Here is a 17,478-nt window from a genome sequence, read left to right on the forward strand (position 1 = left end):
AAATGTAACACAAAAAAAGGATTATTATTTTAACATTTTGTAAAGATAGAATCGCTCATATTATGCGTAAAATTGTAGTAATCAATCACAAACATCATGGTACGAGTTATAGTTTACATTACCGTTTTTATAGTTTCTACATTTTTTTCAGTAGCAACCGCTCAAAATAAAACAAGTATTCCCTGTAGCTCACCTGAATATTCTCAATTTGATTTTTGGGTAGGTAATTGGGATGTTTACAATACAAACAACAAAATAATCGGACATAACAACGTTGTACAAGTACCTAACGCTTGTGCTATTCAAGAAAATTGGAGTTCGGAAACATCAAAAAGTAAAGGAACAAGTTACAACTACTATAATAAAAAAGATAATTCTTGGAATCAAGTTTGGGTTGATAATTCAGGTTTTTCACTTGAATTGAAAGGTCATTTTGAAAATAATGCCATGATTTTGAAAAGCAACCTAATTAAAAGCGACAAAGGTAATTACTATAACCAAATTACTTGGACTAAGAACAACGATGGTTCTGTTACTCAGGTTTGGGATTACCTAAATGAAGACCATAAAAAGATTAAAGAAGTTTTTAGAGGGATTTATAAAAAACACCAAGAATAAAAAACTGGCATTATTTTAGTAGATTAGCAGTATAAGTAGCACAAAAAAATAAAAAGACAGAAGATACATGAAGACGAAGTTTATCATTCCATTTTTAACATTAGCATTATTATTTTCAAATACTACATATTCAAACTCAATTCCTGATACCGATCCAGATAAAGATCGTGTAATTGTTTATGTGTTAAAGAATATTTTAGGACGTTATCATTATGTTCAAAAAGAATTGAATGATGACTTTTCTAAACATGTATACACAACTTTTATAGACGGGTTAGATCCAAGTAAACGATATTTTACGCAAGAAGATTTAAAAGAATTTTCTCAATTTAAATACTTAATTGATGATCAATTAAGAGAAACCAATATTGACTTTTACAAATTAGTATATAATCGATTTTTAGAAAAGTTAGGTGCTGCAAAAAATAGTTATCGTGCATTACTTGCTCAACCTTTCAACTATAAAAAAGATGAAGTAATCGATATTGATTACGACAAGGTTCCGTTTGCTAAAAACGAAATAGAATTGGTTGATTATTGGAGAAAGCAATTAAAGTTATCTATTCTAAGTAGAATTGAAGATGCTGAAAATTCTCAAAATGAAAAAATTAAAAAAGACCCGACTTTTAAGAAGAAATCATTTGCCGAATTAGAAGAAGAAGCTAGAAAAGAGGTTTTAAAAAACATGAACGATTTATACCTACGTATAGATGAACTTGAAAACTCAGACTGGTATTCTACATTTTTAAACAGTGTGGTTAGTGGTTTCGACCCACATACAACGTACATGTCTCCAAGAAGAAAATCTCGCTTCGATCAAGAGATGTCTGGTAAATTAGAAGGTATTGGTGCACGATTACAAAAAAAAGGAATTTATACACATATCGTTGAGTTAATTTCTGGTGGACCTGCATGGAAACAAGGTGAGTTAGAAGCAGATGATATTATTTTAAAGGTAGCTCAAGGAAACGAAGAACCTTTAGACATTGTCGGTATGCGTTTAGATGATGCTATTAAATTTATTAAAGGTAAAAAGGGAACTGAGGTTCGTTTAACTGTAAAGAAAAAAATTGACGGTTCAACAAAAGTAATTCCTATTATCAGAGATGTAGTTGAATTAGAGGAAACCTTCGTTAAATCGAGTATAGTTGAAAAGAACGGAGAAAAGTATGGCGTTATTAATCTTCCAAGATTCTATATTGACTTTAATGACTTAAGTCGTAGGGATGCAGCCAAAGACATGGAAAAAGAAATTGAGCGTTTAAAAAGCGAAAACGTTAAAGGTTTAATTGTTGATTTACGTGATAATGGCGGTGGATCTTTAAAAACTGCTATAGAAATTGGTGGATTATTTATTGAAAAAGGACCAATTGTACAAGTAAAATACAGAGGAGAACAACCGTTAGTTAAAAATGATACCGATGCAAAAATTCAATGGGACGGACCTTTAGTAGTTATGGTAAATGAATTTTCTGCTTCTGCTTCAGAAATTTTTGCTGCAGCCATGCAAGATTATAAACGTGGAGTTATTATTGGTGGTAAGCAAACTTATGGTAAAGGTACTGTACAGAACGTTTTACCTATCAATCGTTTTTATGAGAAATATCCAAGTGACTTAGGTGCTTTGAAAATGACCATCCAAAAGTTTTACAGAATAAATGGTGGATCTACACAAATAGAAGGTGTGTATTCAGATATTTCTTTACCTAGCAGATATAGTTATATGAAGTTTGGAGAGCGTGATTTAGATGGAGCTTTACCTTGGGATAAGGTACAACAAGCTAAATACAACACAACAAATTCATATAGTAATTTTGCAGATGTTGTTTATAATAGCAAACAACGAATTATGAAAAATGATAAGTTTCAAAAAATTAATGATTATGCGAAATGGTTAAAGAAAAATCAAGAAGAAAAAACGTACTCATTAAATTATAATGAGTTTAAAAAAGAAAGTGAACAAAAAAATAAAGAAGGTGAACAATTTAAAGAAGTATTTAAATTTGACTCTAACCTTACTTTTAATTCACCTAAATACGAATTAGATTTATTTAAGAAAGATACTGTTTTAGAAGAAAAACGTATTGTTTGGCATAAAAACCTTAAGAAAGATATTTATATGAACGAAGCACTTAATGTGCTGAGTGAATTAAAAATGAACAATAATCATATTGCTGTAAAGCATTAAAACTAAAAAAAGCGAATCATAAGATTCGCTTTTTTTATATAATATTATTTTGTTTACACTAAACTTATTTTTACAACTAAACCTTCATTAGCACGAACATTAAATACAGTATTATCATCAAAAATTAAATACTGCCCTTTTACTCCTACTAGTTTACCTGTATAAGATTCCTCCTTTACAATGTTCAAACTTTTAGGTTTTTCAGGATATTTTTCTACAGGAAAATTAATTGTAGTTTCTTTATTATTCTCTATAAAATATTCTTGTACTTCATCAGGAATAAACGCTCTTAATTTCTCTTGCCAAGAAACTAAACTTTCATCTTCAATATCATTTTTTAACATCTTACGCCAATTCGTTTTATCAGCTACATGCTCTTTTAAAGCAACTTCGGTAATTCCTGCTAAATAGCGATTCGGAACCTCAACTATTTCGATAGCCTCATGCGCTCCTTGGTCTATCCAACGAGTTGGCACTTGCTGCTTTCTAGTTACCCCCACTTTTACATTACTTGAATTTGCTAAATACACAATATGCGGCTGCAATTGTACTTTCTGCTCATAAGCTAAATCGCGATCTTCAATACCTAAATGTGCTTTACTTAACTCAGGACGCATAATCCAATCTCCAGCATTTGGAGTTTCGAAAAAACAACTTTTACAAAAACCTTGGCGATAAATTTGTTTTTCTAAATGACAATTTAAACACTCATAAGTAACAAAACTCATTTCTATTTGCTTACCTATTAACTGATTTATATTTAAAAAATCAGATTTCATATCTAAATAATACTGCACCGTATCTAAATTTTCGGTAACCATTTTTTTTAAAACTCCTTGGTATTGCATGTCTTAAATTTTAGTACTTTTAACTGCAACAAACTTACAGTAAAAAAATTGAATTAAGAGTTAACCTATGGCGTTTCCATTTATAAATTCTATTATTTCTTGGTTTCTAAAAAAACGTAAACACCAAGTAGAATTATTTTTAAAATACCCTATTGATGTTCAAAATGAATTATTAATAAAGCTCTTAAACACTGCTAAAAACACTGAATTTGGAAAACAACACTCTTTTTCATCTATAAAAAATTACACTGATTTTTCGAATAATATTCCAATTCAGAAATACGAAAGTATTGAACCACTTATTGAGCGCTGTAGAAGAGGTGAACAAAATTTATTTTGGCCGACTCCTATTCGTTGGTTTGCAAAATCTAGTGGTACAACCAATGCAAAAAGTAAATTCATTCCTGTAAGTGATGAAGCATTAGAAGGATGCCATTTAAAAGCAGGTAAAGACATGCTGTGTTTATACATTAATAATAATGAAGAAACACAAATGTTTAAAGGAAAAGGATTAAAATTGGGCGGTAGTACTGCAATTTACGAAGACAACAACACTTACTTCGGAGATTTATCAGCAATTATTACCGAGAACCTTCCTTTTTGGGCAGATTTTAGTTCTGCTCCTAGCATGGAAGTTTCGTTAATGGCTGAATGGGAAACCAAAATGGAAGCTATTATTGATGAAACTATTAACGAAAATATTACAAGTTTAGTTGGAGTACCAAGTTGGATGCTAGTCTTATTAAACCGTGTTTTAGAAAAAACAGGAAAGGATAATATTTTAGAAGTTTGGCCGAATTTAGAAGTTTATTTTCATGGAGGAATTAACTTCAATCCATATAGAGAACAGTACAAAAAACTAATTCCGAAAGCCAATTTTAAATATTACGAAACCTATAATGCTTCAGAAGGTTTTTTTGGCATCCAAGATCAAAATAATTCTGATGAGTTATTATTAATGCTTGATTATGGTATTTTTTACGAATTTATTCCAATGGATACTTATGATGGGGAAAATTCAAAAGCAATTCCACTTTCTGAAGTTAAAAAAGGCGTAAACTACGCAATTGTAATTACTACAAATGGAGGGCTTTGGCGTTATTTAATTGGCGATACAGTTAAATTTACTTCAACAGATCCATATAGAATAAAAATAACTGGCCGTACTAAACATCATATTAATGTTTTTGGAGAAGAATTAATTATTGAAAATGCAGAAGTAGCTTTAAAAGCCGCTAGTGAGAAAACAAATGCAAGCATAAAAGACTATACAGTAGGTCCTGTTTTTATGGAAGGGAAAAGGAATGGCGCTCATGAATGGATTATCGAGTTTGAAAACCCGCCAGAGAATTTAGCTCTTTTCACTGAGTTACTTGACAATGCTTTAAAAAACTGCAATTCAGATTACGAAGCAAAACGTTATAATAATATGACTTTATCAATGCCAAGAGTACATCAAGCTCGTAAAGGTTTGTTTTATGATTGGCTAAGTTTAAAAGGTAAATTAGGCGGGCAACATAAAGTTCCTAGGCTATCGAATACTCGCTGGTTTGTTGATGAATTATTAGAACTATAACTATGAATAGAGAAGACCTAAAAATTATAATTGCCAGTGATGTAAGTGAAAGGGATGGGATTGGAATTTTCAGAGATGATTCAAAAAAAAGTAAAGAATTTAATACTTATAGAAAAGATATACCTCTTGATATCATTGAATACTCTATTGAATGTTTTAAAAAAGAAATCCCTAAAGAATACATTAACTATATATGAATTCTTTCTTAGAGCAAAACGCTGCCTTATTATTAGATAATCCTCTACTAGCTGAAGCTTTTCAGAATATTATGATGTTTGAAAAATATCCTAAACATCATATTTTACATGAATCTGGAACAATTTGCAATCACTTTTATATTATAACTTCTGGTGTAGCTCGTGTATTTTACTATAAAGAAGATAAAGATATTACAGTACATTTCTCGGCTGAACAAGAAAGTATTACCACTATAGATAGTTTTATTCAACGAAAAAAAAGTAAGTATAACATAGAAGCTCTTGAAGACTTAGACGTTTTAAAAATTGCCCATGCCGATTTAGAAAACTTATTTGAATCTAACCCTAAGTTCGAACGTTTTGGTCGATTATTTTTACAACAAATCTATATTGATTTAGTTGAGCGAATTGACGATTTACAATTACACTCAGCTCAAGAACGCTATCAAAAATTATTAGAAAAGAAACCTTACCTGTTTCAAAGAGTAGCATCTAAACATATTGCTTCATTTTTAGGAATGACCCCTGAAACTTTTAGTAGAATTAGAGGTAAATAATTTCTTGATAATTGTCAAGAAGAATTAAAACTCCCTAAAATATCTTTGTGTTATAATTAATCTATTATGACAATAGCACAGGCATTACAGCAGTTTTACAAAGACAATAATTTTGCCAAAGATGGTGGAGAAAGCGAAGATACTTTCGAGTTAAAATTTAAGTTTTTTACTTTAAAACTACCTAACTCACAATTCAGAAAAGATGTAATTCACATACACGACATTCAGCACATCTTATATAATTGTGATACTAGTTGGAAAGGAGAATCATTTATAGCTGGTTGGGAAATTGCGACAGGTCTTTGGAAACATATACCGATTGGTTTTATGAGTTTATGGGCAATGGGTTTTTGTTTATTAAACTATCCTAAGAAAGTTATACAAGGTTATAAATCTGGTTTACAATCAAGAGGAATTGTAGATTTACAAATAACAAAACAAGAGCTTTTAAATTTATCAATAGATGAATTAAAAGAAAAAATTGCAAAAAAGAAACCCACTAAAATGAATATACTTCAATGGGCAATTTTCCTTTTTTGGATTCTAGTTAGTCAAATAATATTCTTATTCCCGTTTCTTTTAATTATTGTTTTATTCTTTAGTTAATATTCTTATTGGTAATTGATATTGAGTACTAACAGGAATTCCTCTTTTTATAGCTGGAGAAATTCTTGGTAAATCTTTAACCGATTTTTGTAATATACTATCTAGTTTTGGTAATTCGACTTTTAAACTTTCTGTAGATGAAGTATTTAAAAACCGAAATTCTCCTTTATTAGTTATAAATACATCTAAAAAAACAACTTCATCAATAAAATTTTCTGTGACAAAATGATGCTGTTTTAAACTAATTGCTATTCTTTTTTGAATTTCATTTCTAAAGCAATTTGTTTTTGCATCATCAAAAAGGTTCTTACATTTATTAAACGAAGGCGAAACATCTACTCTAGTAAAATCTACAATAGTATCAGTAGTTTGAGTATTTTGTTTTTTCTCTAATGATAAATAATTACATGAAGCACATATAAATATTGATAAAAAGAAAAAGACACAACGAAACCTCATCTATTTGATTTTTAGATGAAAGTACAAAATATTTATCTGTTTTTTCTCTTCTTACCTTTAACCTTAAAAGTAATTGGTAATGTATATGCCACTCTAACAGGTACTCCTTTCTGCTTTCCAGGTATCATTGCGGGTAATAATTTAATCACCCTTATACTCTCTTCTTTCAATTTAGCATGTGGTGCAGTAACATTAACATCTTCTATTAAACCTTTTTTATCTATTTTAAACTGAATGTAAATTCTTTTTTTACCTGGATCTAAATCTAAATTTTCTGCTAATTCAATATTAAAATATTTCACTATATGCAATTGCATACTTTTATTTAAACATGCTTTTTTCTCTGCTTTACTTCCTATACATCCTGGAAATACAGGGACTTCTTCTAAAAATTTAAAAGGAACTGTTTCATCCACTATTTCTACCTCTTTAGAGTTTTGTGACGAAATTGAAAATGTTAAAAATAATAGACTTAAAATAAATACTCTTCTAATTATGTTTTTCATTGTGTTTTCTTTTTTTATTGTTTTTATATTAAAAATATAAAAACTATTCTAAAACCTCACCTTTCATGAAGTAATATTTTTTAATTTCCTTTAATCTAGATTTTACTTGATCGGTGAGTAATGAATCTTTTTGCTCAAATCTATCAATATAATTCTTATAAAGTTTATATGCTATCCTCTTGTCTTTATAAAAATTCTCTGTTGTAGTTGCTTGTTGATATAAAGCCCTGAAGTTCCTTCCGTTTTCATTGTAAGCTTTTTTATAAAAACTCATTTCTTCTTTCGGTTTCCCTAATGCTTTATATGTTCTAGCTAACTGATAATACTCAGTATCTCTAGGTTCTTTTCCAGTAAAAGCAGCAGACATATAATTATACATTGCTTCTTTATAATCTTTTTGATCAAAAGCTATATCTCCTAAATAGGTATATGATTTAAAATCATCTCTATCTATTCTTAGTGCCTTCTTAAAATACTTTTTTGCTTCACCATAATCTTTTAGCTTATATAAAATTCTCCCTAACATTTTCTGTGTATAATGTTCGTTTGAAGCTAACGTATCAATTTTTTCTAATAAACTAATTGCTGGTAAATATTCTTTTCGCCTATATAAATCATTAATCTTTAATTTGTTTAAAGCGACATGGTTTTGATTTACTTTCAATCCTTTATTTATAAATAGATTTGCCGAATCTCTATCTCTTAATAATGTATACGAAACTGCCAATTGATGGATTGCCTTTATATGTTCATCATCATACTTATAAGCATCTAAAAAACTATCAATCTTTGGATTTCTCTTTTTTGACATTGAAAATACTAAGCCTAATTGATAATGATAATTAGCATTTGTTTTGTCTTTCACGATTAAAAACTCAAAAACTTTCTTTGCTTTTAAAGGTTGTTTAGTTTGCAAGTATAATTTACCAAGTTGATAATTGATTAATAAATTATCAGCATCTTTTTCAATAATCTCTTCAAAAATTGAAATTGCTTTTTGTAGTTTTTTCTCTTTTTGATAAGTTTTTCCTAAACTAACTTTAGTTACGTAATCATCTTTTAGTCCTAAAGCTTGTTCGAAATATTTTGCAGCTTTTTTATTATCATCTATCGATGTATAAATTTTAGCTGTTTTTATATTGGTTTTAAAAGTTGATGGTAACTTTTTAAGCTTTACTAAAGCTTTTTTATACCGTCCAATAGTTAGCAAACTATCAATTGATTTAAAAGCCGAAGTTTGTGCTTCGGCTTTTATGAATCCAATTACTAAAACAATAATTAAAATTCTCTTTTTCATATATTTTTAATCCTTATGTGACAACCAAGTCATAATATTTAATAACAATTTATAATTCTCTTCGGCTCCCTCTGCATTCATTCCTACTTTAAATCGATTTCTTCCTGCCAATTGAGCAGTAAACATTGCTGCTTCCCCAAAGAATGCTACTTTACCTTTTCCATATTTCATAATTGCACCTTGTGATAACCCTTTAGCTGAAAAGTTTTTTGTTTTTTCAGAAAATCGCCACATGGTATCTGGTAAATGAACTTGCATTTTCTCATTTGTTTTTAATATTGAAATTGCTTTATCTGGAATTTCAAACGCTTGACCTGTAAATGTTTTTATCGATTTTATCTTTTCATATTTTTCAGATCCGCTTATAATTTTATGCTTTCCTAATAATGAGTTTTCATTAGAAAAATTTAATATTCCTCTTCGGTTTTCATCAAATAAAAAGCTATCATAAAAAGTAAATCCAAATGCTTTTGCTAATTTTTCACTCGCTCCGGCAAAAGGCATATGATCTGCAATTAAAAACAAAGAACCACCTTTTTTCACCCAGGTTTTCACAGCTTTGACTTCCTCTTTCGAAAAAGCACTTAGTGTTGGAGCTACAAACGGACCTATTGCTCCTTCAACCAAAGCATTAGAAACTACTAATACTTTAATTTTATTTAAACTCTCTTTTGAAAACTTTTCTGTGAAGCTTTTTACTTCATAACCTGCTTGATCTAAAACATTTGCAAATGGTTTAAAGCGATTGTCTTTTGTATGAAAATTGTTATGCGCTTCATCAATATACACCTCAATATTCATTGCTTTTTTTTGAATACTAGGTATATACAATGTATCTGGCATCTGTTGAGCAATACCAGATACACTCATATACAATAACAATATGATTATAAAATACCTCAACTTACTCTACATTAAATGTAATTGGTAATGTATAACCAGTTTTAACAACTTTTCCGTCCTTCTCTCCTGGCTTCATTATTGGTAATTTACTAGCTACTTCCATAGCATGCTCCTTTAGTGATGGATGCGGCGCTCTAGCTTTAATATCTATTACTTTACCTTCTTTGTCAATTCTAAACTGAACGTAAATTCTTTTTTTTCCTGGTTCTAAGCCTAATGTATTCGCTAACTTCCCGTCAAAATTCTCTTGTATAAACTTTATCATACTCTGATTAAAACATTTTTTATTCCCTTCTTCACAACCAGGAAAAGTCGGATGCTTATCTAAAGTTGCAAAAGGTGCATACTCCCCTTCTTTATAATTCTCCTTTTTAACTTTAGAGAAATCAAAAAAATGAGCAATAATTTTCCTTCCTTTAAATCCTGAGAAAATTTTTAACTTCATCATAGAAGCAACTTTACTAGAATTAAGTTTGTCATTTATTTTCATAAACTCTTCTTTCTCATCTTCAGACAATTCTTTTATCGATAATTCTTTTCCTAAATCTGCTTTAGCATCTCCATAATAAAAATCCAAGTAACTCTCTTCTTTTCCTTTAACAGAAGTTAAACTACCTTTTTTATTATTATAAATAGTAACAATTTCTTTTTCAGAACTTTTAACATCTTCATTATTATTACAAGAAGTATACAAAACCATACTTGCTAGTAACGGAATTAATAATAAATACTTTAATTGTTTAATTTCTTTCGATTTCTTTTTCGTCATCATAATAATTCGTTTTTTGATTAATGAATGTTTATAAAATTGATTAATGAATGAAATACTCTCCACCTGAAAAATATCAGAGAGTAAATTGTTTATATAGTTTTCTTTTGGAGTAGACTTACTTACTATTGCATCAGAAATATATTCATGAACTAACGAAATGCGGTTTTGATATACATACACCATTGGATTAAACCACATTATAATTCTTAGAAATTCAAAAAACAATAAATCGAACGTATGCTTTTGTTGGCTATGCACCAACTCATGCTGAATTATCTTTTCTTGCTTTTCAGCTGGAATACCTTTTCCTAAAAAAATATAATTAAAGAATGAAAACGCTTTTGAACCTTGAGGTAACAGTACTAATTTATAAGAGCTTCTTTTCTCGCTTCCATATTTAAAAATTAGTCGAATGATGCGTTGTAACTTTATCATGAAAACTACCAAAAACAGTAAGCTTACCAACCAAAATAACACATCTAAATAATCTATCGATTGATACCAAGCTGCTTGCTCAATAACTTTTTGAGGTGACAGCACTACTTCAGGTAGTAAAATCGTATACTCTATTGGAACTGCCTTTTGAATTGTTGGTATTTTTAACAACGGAAGTATAAATGAGATTACTGCTGTACTGAGCAAATACCATCGATTTTTAGTAAAGAACGTTTCTTTGCTTAAAAAGAAATCATACACCGCAACAAATAGCGCTTGAAATAATATTACTTGAATAATGTAGTTTATCATGATTTCTTGTTTTTATCTACCTCTTTTAAAATACTCTCAAGCTCATTAATATCCATTTTATTTTCTTTCATAAAAAAAGACACCATACTTTTAAATGAACCTCCAAAATATCCGTTCATTAACTTATGTAAGCTTTCATTACTATAATCCGATTTTTCTACTAAGGGATGATATACATACCCTCTCCCTTTTGGTTCGTGCCCTACAAATTCTTTTGTTTCTAAAATTCTAATGATTGTTGAAACAGTGTTATATGCTGGTTTTGGCTCTGGTAGTTCAGCGATTACTTCTTTTACCGATGCAACTTTTAAATTCCATAAAACTTGCATTATCTGCTCTTCTGCTTTTGTTAACTGTTTACTCATTTTTATTCTTTTAAAGTAGTATGAAAATATTCTGATTTAAATAATTTTGATGGATCTTCTTTACTGTAAGTGTATTTTACTTTAGCGATATCTCGTACAGGAACTACCTCCTTATTCAATCCATAAAAAACTCGTTCTTTTACATTTCCGTAAATATCAAATTTGTAATTTCTAAACACATATTCTCTATTCCCTACCATTGGCTTACCATCTAAACCAATTGTTATATACTGTAATACATTTCCGTTGTCATCATATTTTACAATTCCGCCTGCTGCTCCTATAAAAGTCCCAACAACAGGTACTTTCTTTGCGTTTAAAAATTTATATGAAACGATATTAAATTTTTCATCATAGACTGGCACATCGATTGCTACACCTGTTGCTTCTTCAATCAAATTCCCTTTATCATCGACATTATTCATCGATTGTAAAATTCCTTCTTTAGAAAACCTATATAATGTTGTCATAAAATGATAATAAGATCTCATTGGCACAAAATCTCCTTTTACATTTTTTCTTTTCTCCGACACATCACTATCATTAACATGAGACCAGAAGTACTCATAAATTCCCCAAGAATTATTTATTGGCTTCTCTTCATCATCATAATGCTTCAATCCTACTTTTTTATTTTTCTCATCGTAACTGTATACTTCTTTATATACACCCATAAAATTTTTACGCTGATTACCATACTCATCAAAAAAAGTTCTTACCTCTGTATTGTTCTTATATTCAATACTCGTTTTAGGCATTAAATTTCGATTTCCATCTAACATCCCAGATCTTCTAGTACTAATTAATTTACCTCCGATATTATACTCTACTAAAATCAACTTACCTAGTTCATTATATGTCAACTTATAATTATTCTCCTTAAGTGCTCTTCCTTTTGTTATTTCTATTCTACCTTTTATCTCAGAAAAAGGGGTTTCTCTAAATACCAAATGTTTATAATGTTTAACTTTACTCTGAGCATTTGTCGTAATTGAAAGAAGAATAATTATAATTAATATCGAATATCTCATTAAGTTTATTTTTCACAAATATAACTAAAAAATTAGTTTGAACTAATTTTTTAGTTATAAAGTTGTGTAACAAACTGTTAGTATTTTCGTCATATTTATGAGAAACCGTTAAAAACACTATGGATATACTACTTGCCTTTCTTGGCTTCTTTTTTGTTTGCTTAGGTATTATTGGATCATTTTTGCCAATTTTACCAGGGCCCATTACTAGCTGGATTGGATTATTACTACTGCATTTAACCAAAGCAATACCGCAAGACTGGACTTTTCTTGGAATTACTTTAGCTATAGCTGTATTGATTTTTTTCTTAGACTATTTTATCCCAGCTATGGGTACAAAACGTTTTGGAGGTACAAAATATGGTGTATATGGAACTACAATAGGATTAATTATAGGTTTACTCTCCCCTATTCCATTCGGGATATTAATAGGTGCTTTTTGTGGAGCCTTAATAGGTGAATTAATATATGACAGTAATGATACTAACCGAGCTATAAAAGCTTCTTTTGGTGCATTTTTAGGCTTTTTAGCTTCTGTAACCATTAAGTTCTCAATTTCTTCAGTATATTTTGTATTGTTTATAATGACGCTATGGGAATATAAAGAAGTTTTATTCTAGTAGAGTTTACTCCAAAAAAAAAAGCAACCCATTTCAGGGAAGCTTTCCATTGGTTAACAAAACCATGACACTATTTAAAGTGCCTAACAACACAACTAAATGCTACTTTATAAAAAAGCAGCCTGCAAATATACAACCTTTTTTAAAACTTACAAGTTTTTTCTATTATTTTACAAAAAACCTGAAATTGTTATTCATTGTTTAATTCTTCAATTGATTGTATCTTTGCCCCTTCATTAAAAATTATAAAAAACAACCCATGCAATTATCAGAACAAGAAGTTGTACGTAGAGAAAAGTTAGGGAGATTACGCGAGTTAAATATTAATCCGTACCCTGCTGATTTATTTCCATTAAATTCTAATTCAAAAAAAATAAAACAGGATTTTGAAGAAGGAAAAAAGGTGGTGATTGCTGGTAGATTAATGAGTCGTCGTATTCAAGGAAAGGCTTCTTTTGCCGAATTACAAGATAGTGAAGGGCGTATACAAGTATACTTTAATAGAGATGAAATTTGTACCGGAGAAGATAAAACCTTGTACAACGAAGTATATAAAAAATTATTAGACATTGGAGATTTCATTGGAATTGAAGGTGAATTATTCACAACCCAGGTAGGTGAAAAAACTGTAATGGTTAAAGACTTTAAATTATTAAGTAAATCTTTAAAACCATTGCCTATTCCAAAAGTTGATGCAGAAGGAAATACATTCGATGGGTTTACAGATCCTGAAATGCGTTACCGTCAGCGTTATGCTGATTTAGTGGTTAACCCGTATGTAAAAGAGGTATTTGTTAAACGCACCAAATTATTCAATGCAATGCGTCAGTTTTTTAATGACGCAGGTTATTTTGAAGTTGAAACTCCAATTTTACAACCAATTGCGGGAGGTGCAGCAGCAAGACCTTTTATTACACACCATAATGCATTAGACATTCCATTATACATGCGTATTGCCAACGAATTATACTTAAAGCGTTTAATTGTTGGTGGTTTTGATGGTGTTTATGAGTTTTCTAAAAACTTCCGTAACGAAGGAATGGATAGAACGCACAATCCAGAGTTTACTGCAATGGAAATTTATGTAGCTTACAAAGACTACAATTGGATGATGGATTTCACCGAGAAATTATTAGAGCACTGTGCAATTGCAGTTAACGGAACTACAGAAGCTACTTTTGGTGAACATAAGGTAGATTTTAAAGCTCCTTATGCTCGTGTAACTATGGCAGACTCTATTAAGCATTTTACAGGTTTTGATATTAATGGAAAATCTGAAGCTGAGTTATTTGAAGCTGCGAAAGGAATGGGTATCGAAGTTGATGCCACCATGGGTAAAGGAAAATTAATTGATGAGATTTTTGGTGAGAAGTGCGAAGGAAACTACATTCAGCCTACATTTATAACTGACTACCCTAAAGAAATGTCTCCTTTATGTAAAGAGCATAGAGATAATCCTGAATTAACTGAGCGTTTTGAATTAATGGTTTGTGGTAAGGAAATAGCAAATGCATATTCTGAATTAAACGATCCTATTGATCAACGTGAGCGTTTCGAAGCTCAGTTAGAATTAGCTAAACGTGGTGATGATGAAGCTGGTGAATTTATTGACCAAGATTTCTTACGTGCTTTAGAGTACGGCATGCCACCAACCTCTGGGCTAGGAATTGGTATGGATCGTTTAATTATGTATTTAACTAATAATCCATCTATACAAGAAGTATTATTCTTCCCACAGATGAAACCAGAAAAGAAAGCTCCTGCTATTGAATTAAATGATGATGAAAAAGCAGTATTAGCTTTACTAGAAAAAGCAGAAAAAATTGGTTTAAACGATTTAAAATCTCAGAGTGGTTTATCTAACAAAAAATGGGATAAAACCATTAAAGGATTAACAAAAAACAAATTAGCGAAAGTTGGCAAAACTGATCAAGGTTTATTTGTTGAGATTTTATAATCTATTTAATACAAAAAAGAACCCCGATAAATTTAAATTTATCGGGGTTCTTTTTTGTATTTCTACACTACTTTACAAAAATAAAAGCTTAGTTAAGTAAACTTATTAATTTACTGCAATTCTACTGCAAAATGGATTTTGTGTCCATCAACCAAAACATATCCATCATGATTCAACACTCTGTTAAAGTCTTCATCTGATAACTGATTTGTTAACACTGAGAAATCATTAATAACAAAATTATTTATTTCTAACTCACCATCTTTCTCAACAAAAACTATTTTTTCTACATTTCTATCAGATATCTTAGCATCAAACTTAATTAATAACTGACGATAAAGAGCACCTCCCTGATTATTATAAAGTTTTGACTTCCCATCTATTTTTACATTAGGATGCTCTGATTCTCCTAACTTTACAACAATAGTATGTTTTGTAGCCAATTCACCACCACTACTAATTGAAACATTATTTAACACATCTAAACCATAGGCCCCGCTTTTTATATAAGCAGGTATTGATACGGTAGCTTGATTTTTATTTTCTAAATCACCCAAAAAACTTATATATTTAAATCTTGAGAATGCTTTTAAAACTAACTTACTAGGGGTCTTATCTTCTTGACCATTTATATTACGATTATAAAATAAATTCTCTCCTAAAATATCAAATTCTTCATTTTTATAAACTTCTGACTTACTAACGCTTACAACCTTAGCTTCTTGTGTAACAGTAACACCTATAGGTTTCATTAAGTCATTTATAAACGGAAATTCAAATTCTTTATCGTTATACTTAATAATAAACTTAAAATCTGAACCAGATTCCGCCTCTCTTAATTTATGATCTACAGAAGTTTGAAAATGGACAACAGGAGAGTTATCCCAAAAACCATAAGCACCTAACATATAGTCTTTGTCATTTTTACGTAAATAAAAATTATAATCATTTTTATTCTCAACATCAACAATTACTTCAGCTCTAAAGCCATAATAAGGAACAAGCAAGGTATTAATAGTATGTGAGCTACCACTACTACCATTTACAAATAGAAAATTTGGTTCTCCTTTAGCTAGAAAAAATGTTGTGGTCTCATCTTTGTTATCATGCTCGATTGACACCTCGAATTTGTATTTGTTATTTTTATAATCATTTGGTAAATAAAAAAAGATATTATGATTGTCTTTATCAATCGTTTCAGTTCTATCAACCTCTAAAGCTATAGACTCGTTGCTTATTAAATTAACTTTCACACTATCTAATACAGGATGTATTCTATTAACTTTTAAACTCATTAACTCCCCAGGCATTTTATCCTTTAAAGAAGCGTAAAAAACACTTTCTTTAATATTAAGTTGGTCTATAAACTTATCTATAATTACAACGTACTCTTTAACAGAACTATCTTGCGCTGTTACCTTATATACAACTGGTGCTGTATAATCTAATATTTCACCTGACTTTGGAATAACTGAAGCCGTTTCATTAATTTCAATTTTAGATTTTAAGCTGGTCACATCAGTTTTATAAGGCATTTTAAATAATAAGGTATCTATATCATTGGGGCTCTTATTAATTAAATCATAACTACCATCTACTCCATTTGGTAAATCTAAAAAACTAAATGATTTTATAGAGTTATCTGTTAAAGGTGGGGTTACATTTATATTTACTGTATACACTTTTACATCTCCATTTTCTGCTTTAACTTTATATTCTACAGGTGAGGAAAAATCTATTACTTGACCAGAGCTTGGTGTCACAGTTGCTTTTTCAGAAATCTCTACTACAGGTTTTAAGTTTTTTACATTAGTTAATGCAGGAAGTGTTGTAGTTATACTTGTATTATTAATAGTAGCATTAAAAGTATCTCCACTAATAATAATGGAAAAATTTAAAATGCTATTTTCATTTGACTTTATATCTTCTTCTGAACAAGAGGTGAAAATCAAGGCAAAAGCCATAGATAAAATAAGTAATGTATTTTTCATATTTAATTCTTTTTAAAGCTCACAAATATAAAAATATTTCTAAATTAAATGAATAGGCACTTTGCTATATAACTATATATTTATTAACTTTAACTAGTTGTGAAAAAGCTATTTACATATATACCTTTTTATTGTTTATTATTTTTAGTCATTGGAATCATTATTCAATTCCATTGGAAACTATGGACGTTTGATTTCACTACCTTATTTACTTCTTTTTTATTTTTAATTACCTTATTA

17 protein-coding genes are annotated in these 17,478 nt (G+C 29.6%); 8 read left to right on the forward strand and 9 right to left on the reverse strand.

Features of this window, described 5'->3' with window-relative positions:
- Positions 1-96 precede the first annotated feature (96 nt).
- Both H3Z83_RS05075 and H3Z83_RS05080 read left to right on the forward strand, forming a co-directional pair.
- Complete coding sequence (locus H3Z83_RS05075; protein WP_182124404.1) at positions 97-618, forward strand: hypothetical protein; 522 nt, start codon at positions 97-99, stop codon at positions 616-618.
- 67 nt (positions 619-685) lie between these two features.
- Positions 686-2,806 carry a carboxy terminal-processing peptidase gene (locus tag H3Z83_RS05080; protein WP_182124405.1) on the forward strand — a complete coding sequence of 707 codons (2,121 nt, stop codon included), beginning with the start codon at positions 686-688 and terminating at the stop codon, positions 2,804-2,806.
- A 53-nt stretch (positions 2,807-2,859) separates the two neighbouring features.
- Here the strand turns inward: H3Z83_RS05080 and H3Z83_RS05085 are convergent, their stop codons facing one another.
- Positions 2,860-3,654 carry a DUF2797 domain-containing protein gene (locus H3Z83_RS05085; RefSeq protein WP_182124406.1) on the reverse strand — a complete coding sequence of 265 codons (795 nt, stop codon included), beginning with the start codon at positions 3,652-3,654 and terminating at the stop codon, positions 2,860-2,862.
- Positions 3,655-3,721: 67 nt separating this feature from the next.
- Here H3Z83_RS05085 and H3Z83_RS05090 point away from each other — a divergent pair, with 67 nt between their 5' ends.
- From H3Z83_RS05090 to H3Z83_RS05105, 4 genes are all read left to right on the forward strand, one after another.
- Positions 3,722-5,230 (forward strand): GH3 auxin-responsive promoter family protein, encoded by a 1,509-nt coding sequence (locus H3Z83_RS05090; RefSeq protein ID WP_182124407.1) that lies wholly within the window; start codon positions 3,722-3,724, stop codon positions 5,228-5,230.
- A gap of 2 nt (positions 5,231-5,232) precedes the next feature.
- Positions 5,233-5,427: a hypothetical protein gene (locus H3Z83_RS05095; RefSeq protein ID WP_182124408.1), complete on the forward strand. Its 195-nt coding sequence runs from the start codon at positions 5,233-5,235 to the stop codon at positions 5,425-5,427.
- A complete protein-coding gene (locus H3Z83_RS05100; protein WP_182124409.1) occupies positions 5,424-5,984 on the forward strand; it encodes a Crp/Fnr family transcriptional regulator in 561 nt (186 codons plus the stop codon). Before H3Z83_RS05095 ends, H3Z83_RS05100 begins: the two co-directional genes overlap by 4 nt.
- A 66-nt stretch (positions 5,985-6,050) precedes the next feature.
- Positions 6,051-6,590 carry a hypothetical protein gene (locus H3Z83_RS05105; protein WP_182124410.1) on the forward strand — a complete coding sequence of 180 codons (540 nt, stop codon included), beginning with the start codon at positions 6,051-6,053 and terminating at the stop codon, positions 6,588-6,590.
- Here H3Z83_RS05105 and H3Z83_RS05110 read toward each other — a convergent pair.
- Genes H3Z83_RS05110 through H3Z83_RS05140 form a run of 7 tightly spaced genes read right to left on the reverse strand, consistent with a single transcriptional unit; the run spans position 6,576 to position 12,670 of the window.
- Positions 6,576-7,049, reverse strand: coding sequence for a hypothetical protein (locus H3Z83_RS05110; RefSeq protein WP_182124411.1), 474 nt, complete (start codon positions 7,047-7,049; stop codon positions 6,576-6,578). The two genes, H3Z83_RS05105 and H3Z83_RS05110, sit on opposite strands and share 15 nt — an antisense overlap.
- A 32-nt stretch (positions 7,050-7,081) precedes the next feature.
- The gene (locus H3Z83_RS05115) at positions 7,082-7,555 is read right to left on the reverse strand and encodes an energy transducer TonB (RefSeq protein ID WP_182124412.1); all 474 of its coding nucleotides are present in this window, start codon (positions 7,553-7,555) and stop codon (positions 7,082-7,084) included.
- A 43-nt stretch (positions 7,556-7,598) separates the two neighbouring features.
- Positions 7,599-8,852 (reverse strand): tetratricopeptide repeat protein, encoded by a 1,254-nt coding sequence (locus H3Z83_RS05120; protein ID WP_182124413.1) that lies wholly within the window; start codon positions 8,850-8,852, stop codon positions 7,599-7,601.
- 6 nt (positions 8,853-8,858) lie between these two features.
- On the reverse strand, positions 8,859-9,722 hold the full coding sequence (locus tag H3Z83_RS05125) for a motility-associated ABC transporter substrate-binding family protein (RefSeq protein WP_182124414.1): 864 nt from the start codon (positions 9,720-9,722) through the stop codon (positions 8,859-8,861).
- Between the two features lie 34 nt (positions 9,723-9,756).
- Positions 9,757-11,274 carry a M56 family metallopeptidase gene (locus tag H3Z83_RS05130; RefSeq protein WP_182124415.1) on the reverse strand — a complete coding sequence of 506 codons (1,518 nt, stop codon included), beginning with the start codon at positions 11,272-11,274 and terminating at the stop codon, positions 9,757-9,759.
- Positions 11,271-11,639, reverse strand: a complete 369-nt coding sequence (locus tag H3Z83_RS05135; RefSeq protein WP_182124416.1) for a BlaI/MecI/CopY family transcriptional regulator — start codon at positions 11,637-11,639, stop codon at positions 11,271-11,273. Before H3Z83_RS05135 ends, H3Z83_RS05130 begins: the two co-directional genes overlap by 4 nt.
- Before the next feature lie 2 nt (positions 11,640-11,641).
- Positions 11,642-12,670: a hypothetical protein gene (locus tag H3Z83_RS05140; protein ID WP_182124417.1), complete on the reverse strand. Its 1,029-nt coding sequence runs from the start codon at positions 12,668-12,670 to the stop codon at positions 11,642-11,644.
- A 119-nt stretch (positions 12,671-12,789) separates the two neighbouring features.
- Here H3Z83_RS05140 and H3Z83_RS05145 point away from each other — a divergent pair, with 119 nt between their 5' ends.
- Together H3Z83_RS05145 and lysS are read left to right on the forward strand one after the other, a co-directional pair.
- Entirely contained in the window at positions 12,790-13,290 is a 501-nt protein-coding gene (locus H3Z83_RS05145; protein WP_182124418.1) for a DUF456 domain-containing protein, read from the forward strand.
- A gap of 259 nt (positions 13,291-13,549) precedes the next feature.
- Complete coding sequence (lysS, locus tag H3Z83_RS05150) at positions 13,550-15,247, forward strand: lysine--tRNA ligase (RefSeq protein WP_182124419.1); 1,698 nt, start codon at positions 13,550-13,552, stop codon at positions 15,245-15,247.
- A 110-nt stretch (positions 15,248-15,357) separates the two neighbouring features.
- On the opposite strand, the gene H3Z83_RS05155 is transcribed toward lysS, so the two are convergent.
- Positions 15,358-17,238 carry a hypothetical protein gene (locus H3Z83_RS05155; protein ID WP_182124420.1) on the reverse strand — a complete coding sequence of 627 codons (1,881 nt, stop codon included), beginning with the start codon at positions 17,236-17,238 and terminating at the stop codon, positions 15,358-15,360.
- Positions 17,239-17,478 lie beyond the last annotated feature (240 nt).

This window comes from Tenacibaculum pelagium (genome assembly GCF_014062345.1).
Classification (GTDB): Bacteria; Bacteroidota; Bacteroidia; order Flavobacteriales; family Flavobacteriaceae; genus Polaribacter; species Polaribacter pelagius.

Bases quoted from the DNA above. Each gene is read 5' to 3' on its own strand.
- H3Z83_RS05145 (WP_182124418.1), top strand. From the start codon at position 12,790: ATGGATATACTACTTGCCTTTCTTGGCTTCTTTTTTGTTTGCTTAGGT.
- H3Z83_RS05155 (WP_182124420.1), bottom strand. From the start codon at position 17,238: ATGAAAAATACATTACTTATTTTATCTATGGCTTTTGCCTTGATTTTC.
- H3Z83_RS05115 (WP_182124412.1), bottom strand. From the start codon at position 7,555: ATGAAAAACATAATTAGAAGAGTATTTATTTTAAGTCTATTATTTTTA.
- H3Z83_RS05110 (WP_182124411.1), bottom strand. From the start codon at position 7,049: ATGAGGTTTCGTTGTGTCTTTTTCTTTTTATCAATATTTATATGTGCT.
- H3Z83_RS05090 (WP_182124407.1), top strand. From the start codon at position 3,722: ATGGCGTTTCCATTTATAAATTCTATTATTTCTTGGTTTCTAAAAAAA.
- H3Z83_RS05100 (WP_182124409.1), top strand. From the start codon at position 5,424: ATGAATTCTTTCTTAGAGCAAAACGCTGCCTTATTATTAGATAATCCT.
- H3Z83_RS05130 (WP_182124415.1), bottom strand. From the start codon at position 11,274: ATGATAAACTACATTATTCAAGTAATATTATTTCAAGCGCTATTTGTT.
- H3Z83_RS05105 (WP_182124410.1), top strand. From the start codon at position 6,051: ATGACAATAGCACAGGCATTACAGCAGTTTTACAAAGACAATAATTTT.
- H3Z83_RS05120 (WP_182124413.1), bottom strand. From the start codon at position 8,852: ATGAAAAAGAGAATTTTAATTATTGTTTTAGTAATTGGATTCATAAAA.
- H3Z83_RS05140 (WP_182124417.1), bottom strand. From the start codon at position 12,670: ATGAGATATTCGATATTAATTATAATTATTCTTCTTTCAATTACGACA.
- H3Z83_RS05085 (WP_182124406.1), bottom strand. From the start codon at position 3,654: ATGCAATACCAAGGAGTTTTAAAAAAAATGGTTACCGAAAATTTAGAT.
- H3Z83_RS05095 (WP_182124408.1), top strand. From the start codon at position 5,233: ATGAATAGAGAAGACCTAAAAATTATAATTGCCAGTGATGTAAGTGAA.
- lysS (WP_182124419.1), top strand. From the start codon at position 13,550: ATGCAATTATCAGAACAAGAAGTTGTACGTAGAGAAAAGTTAGGGAGA.
- H3Z83_RS05135 (WP_182124416.1), bottom strand. From the start codon at position 11,639: ATGAGTAAACAGTTAACAAAAGCAGAAGAGCAGATAATGCAAGTTTTA.
- H3Z83_RS05075 (WP_182124404.1), top strand. From the start codon at position 97: ATGGTACGAGTTATAGTTTACATTACCGTTTTTATAGTTTCTACATTT.
- H3Z83_RS05080 (WP_182124405.1), top strand. From the start codon at position 686: ATGAAGACGAAGTTTATCATTCCATTTTTAACATTAGCATTATTATTT.
- H3Z83_RS05125 (WP_182124414.1), bottom strand. From the start codon at position 9,722: ATGAGTGTATCTGGTATTGCTCAACAGATGCCAGATACATTGTATATA.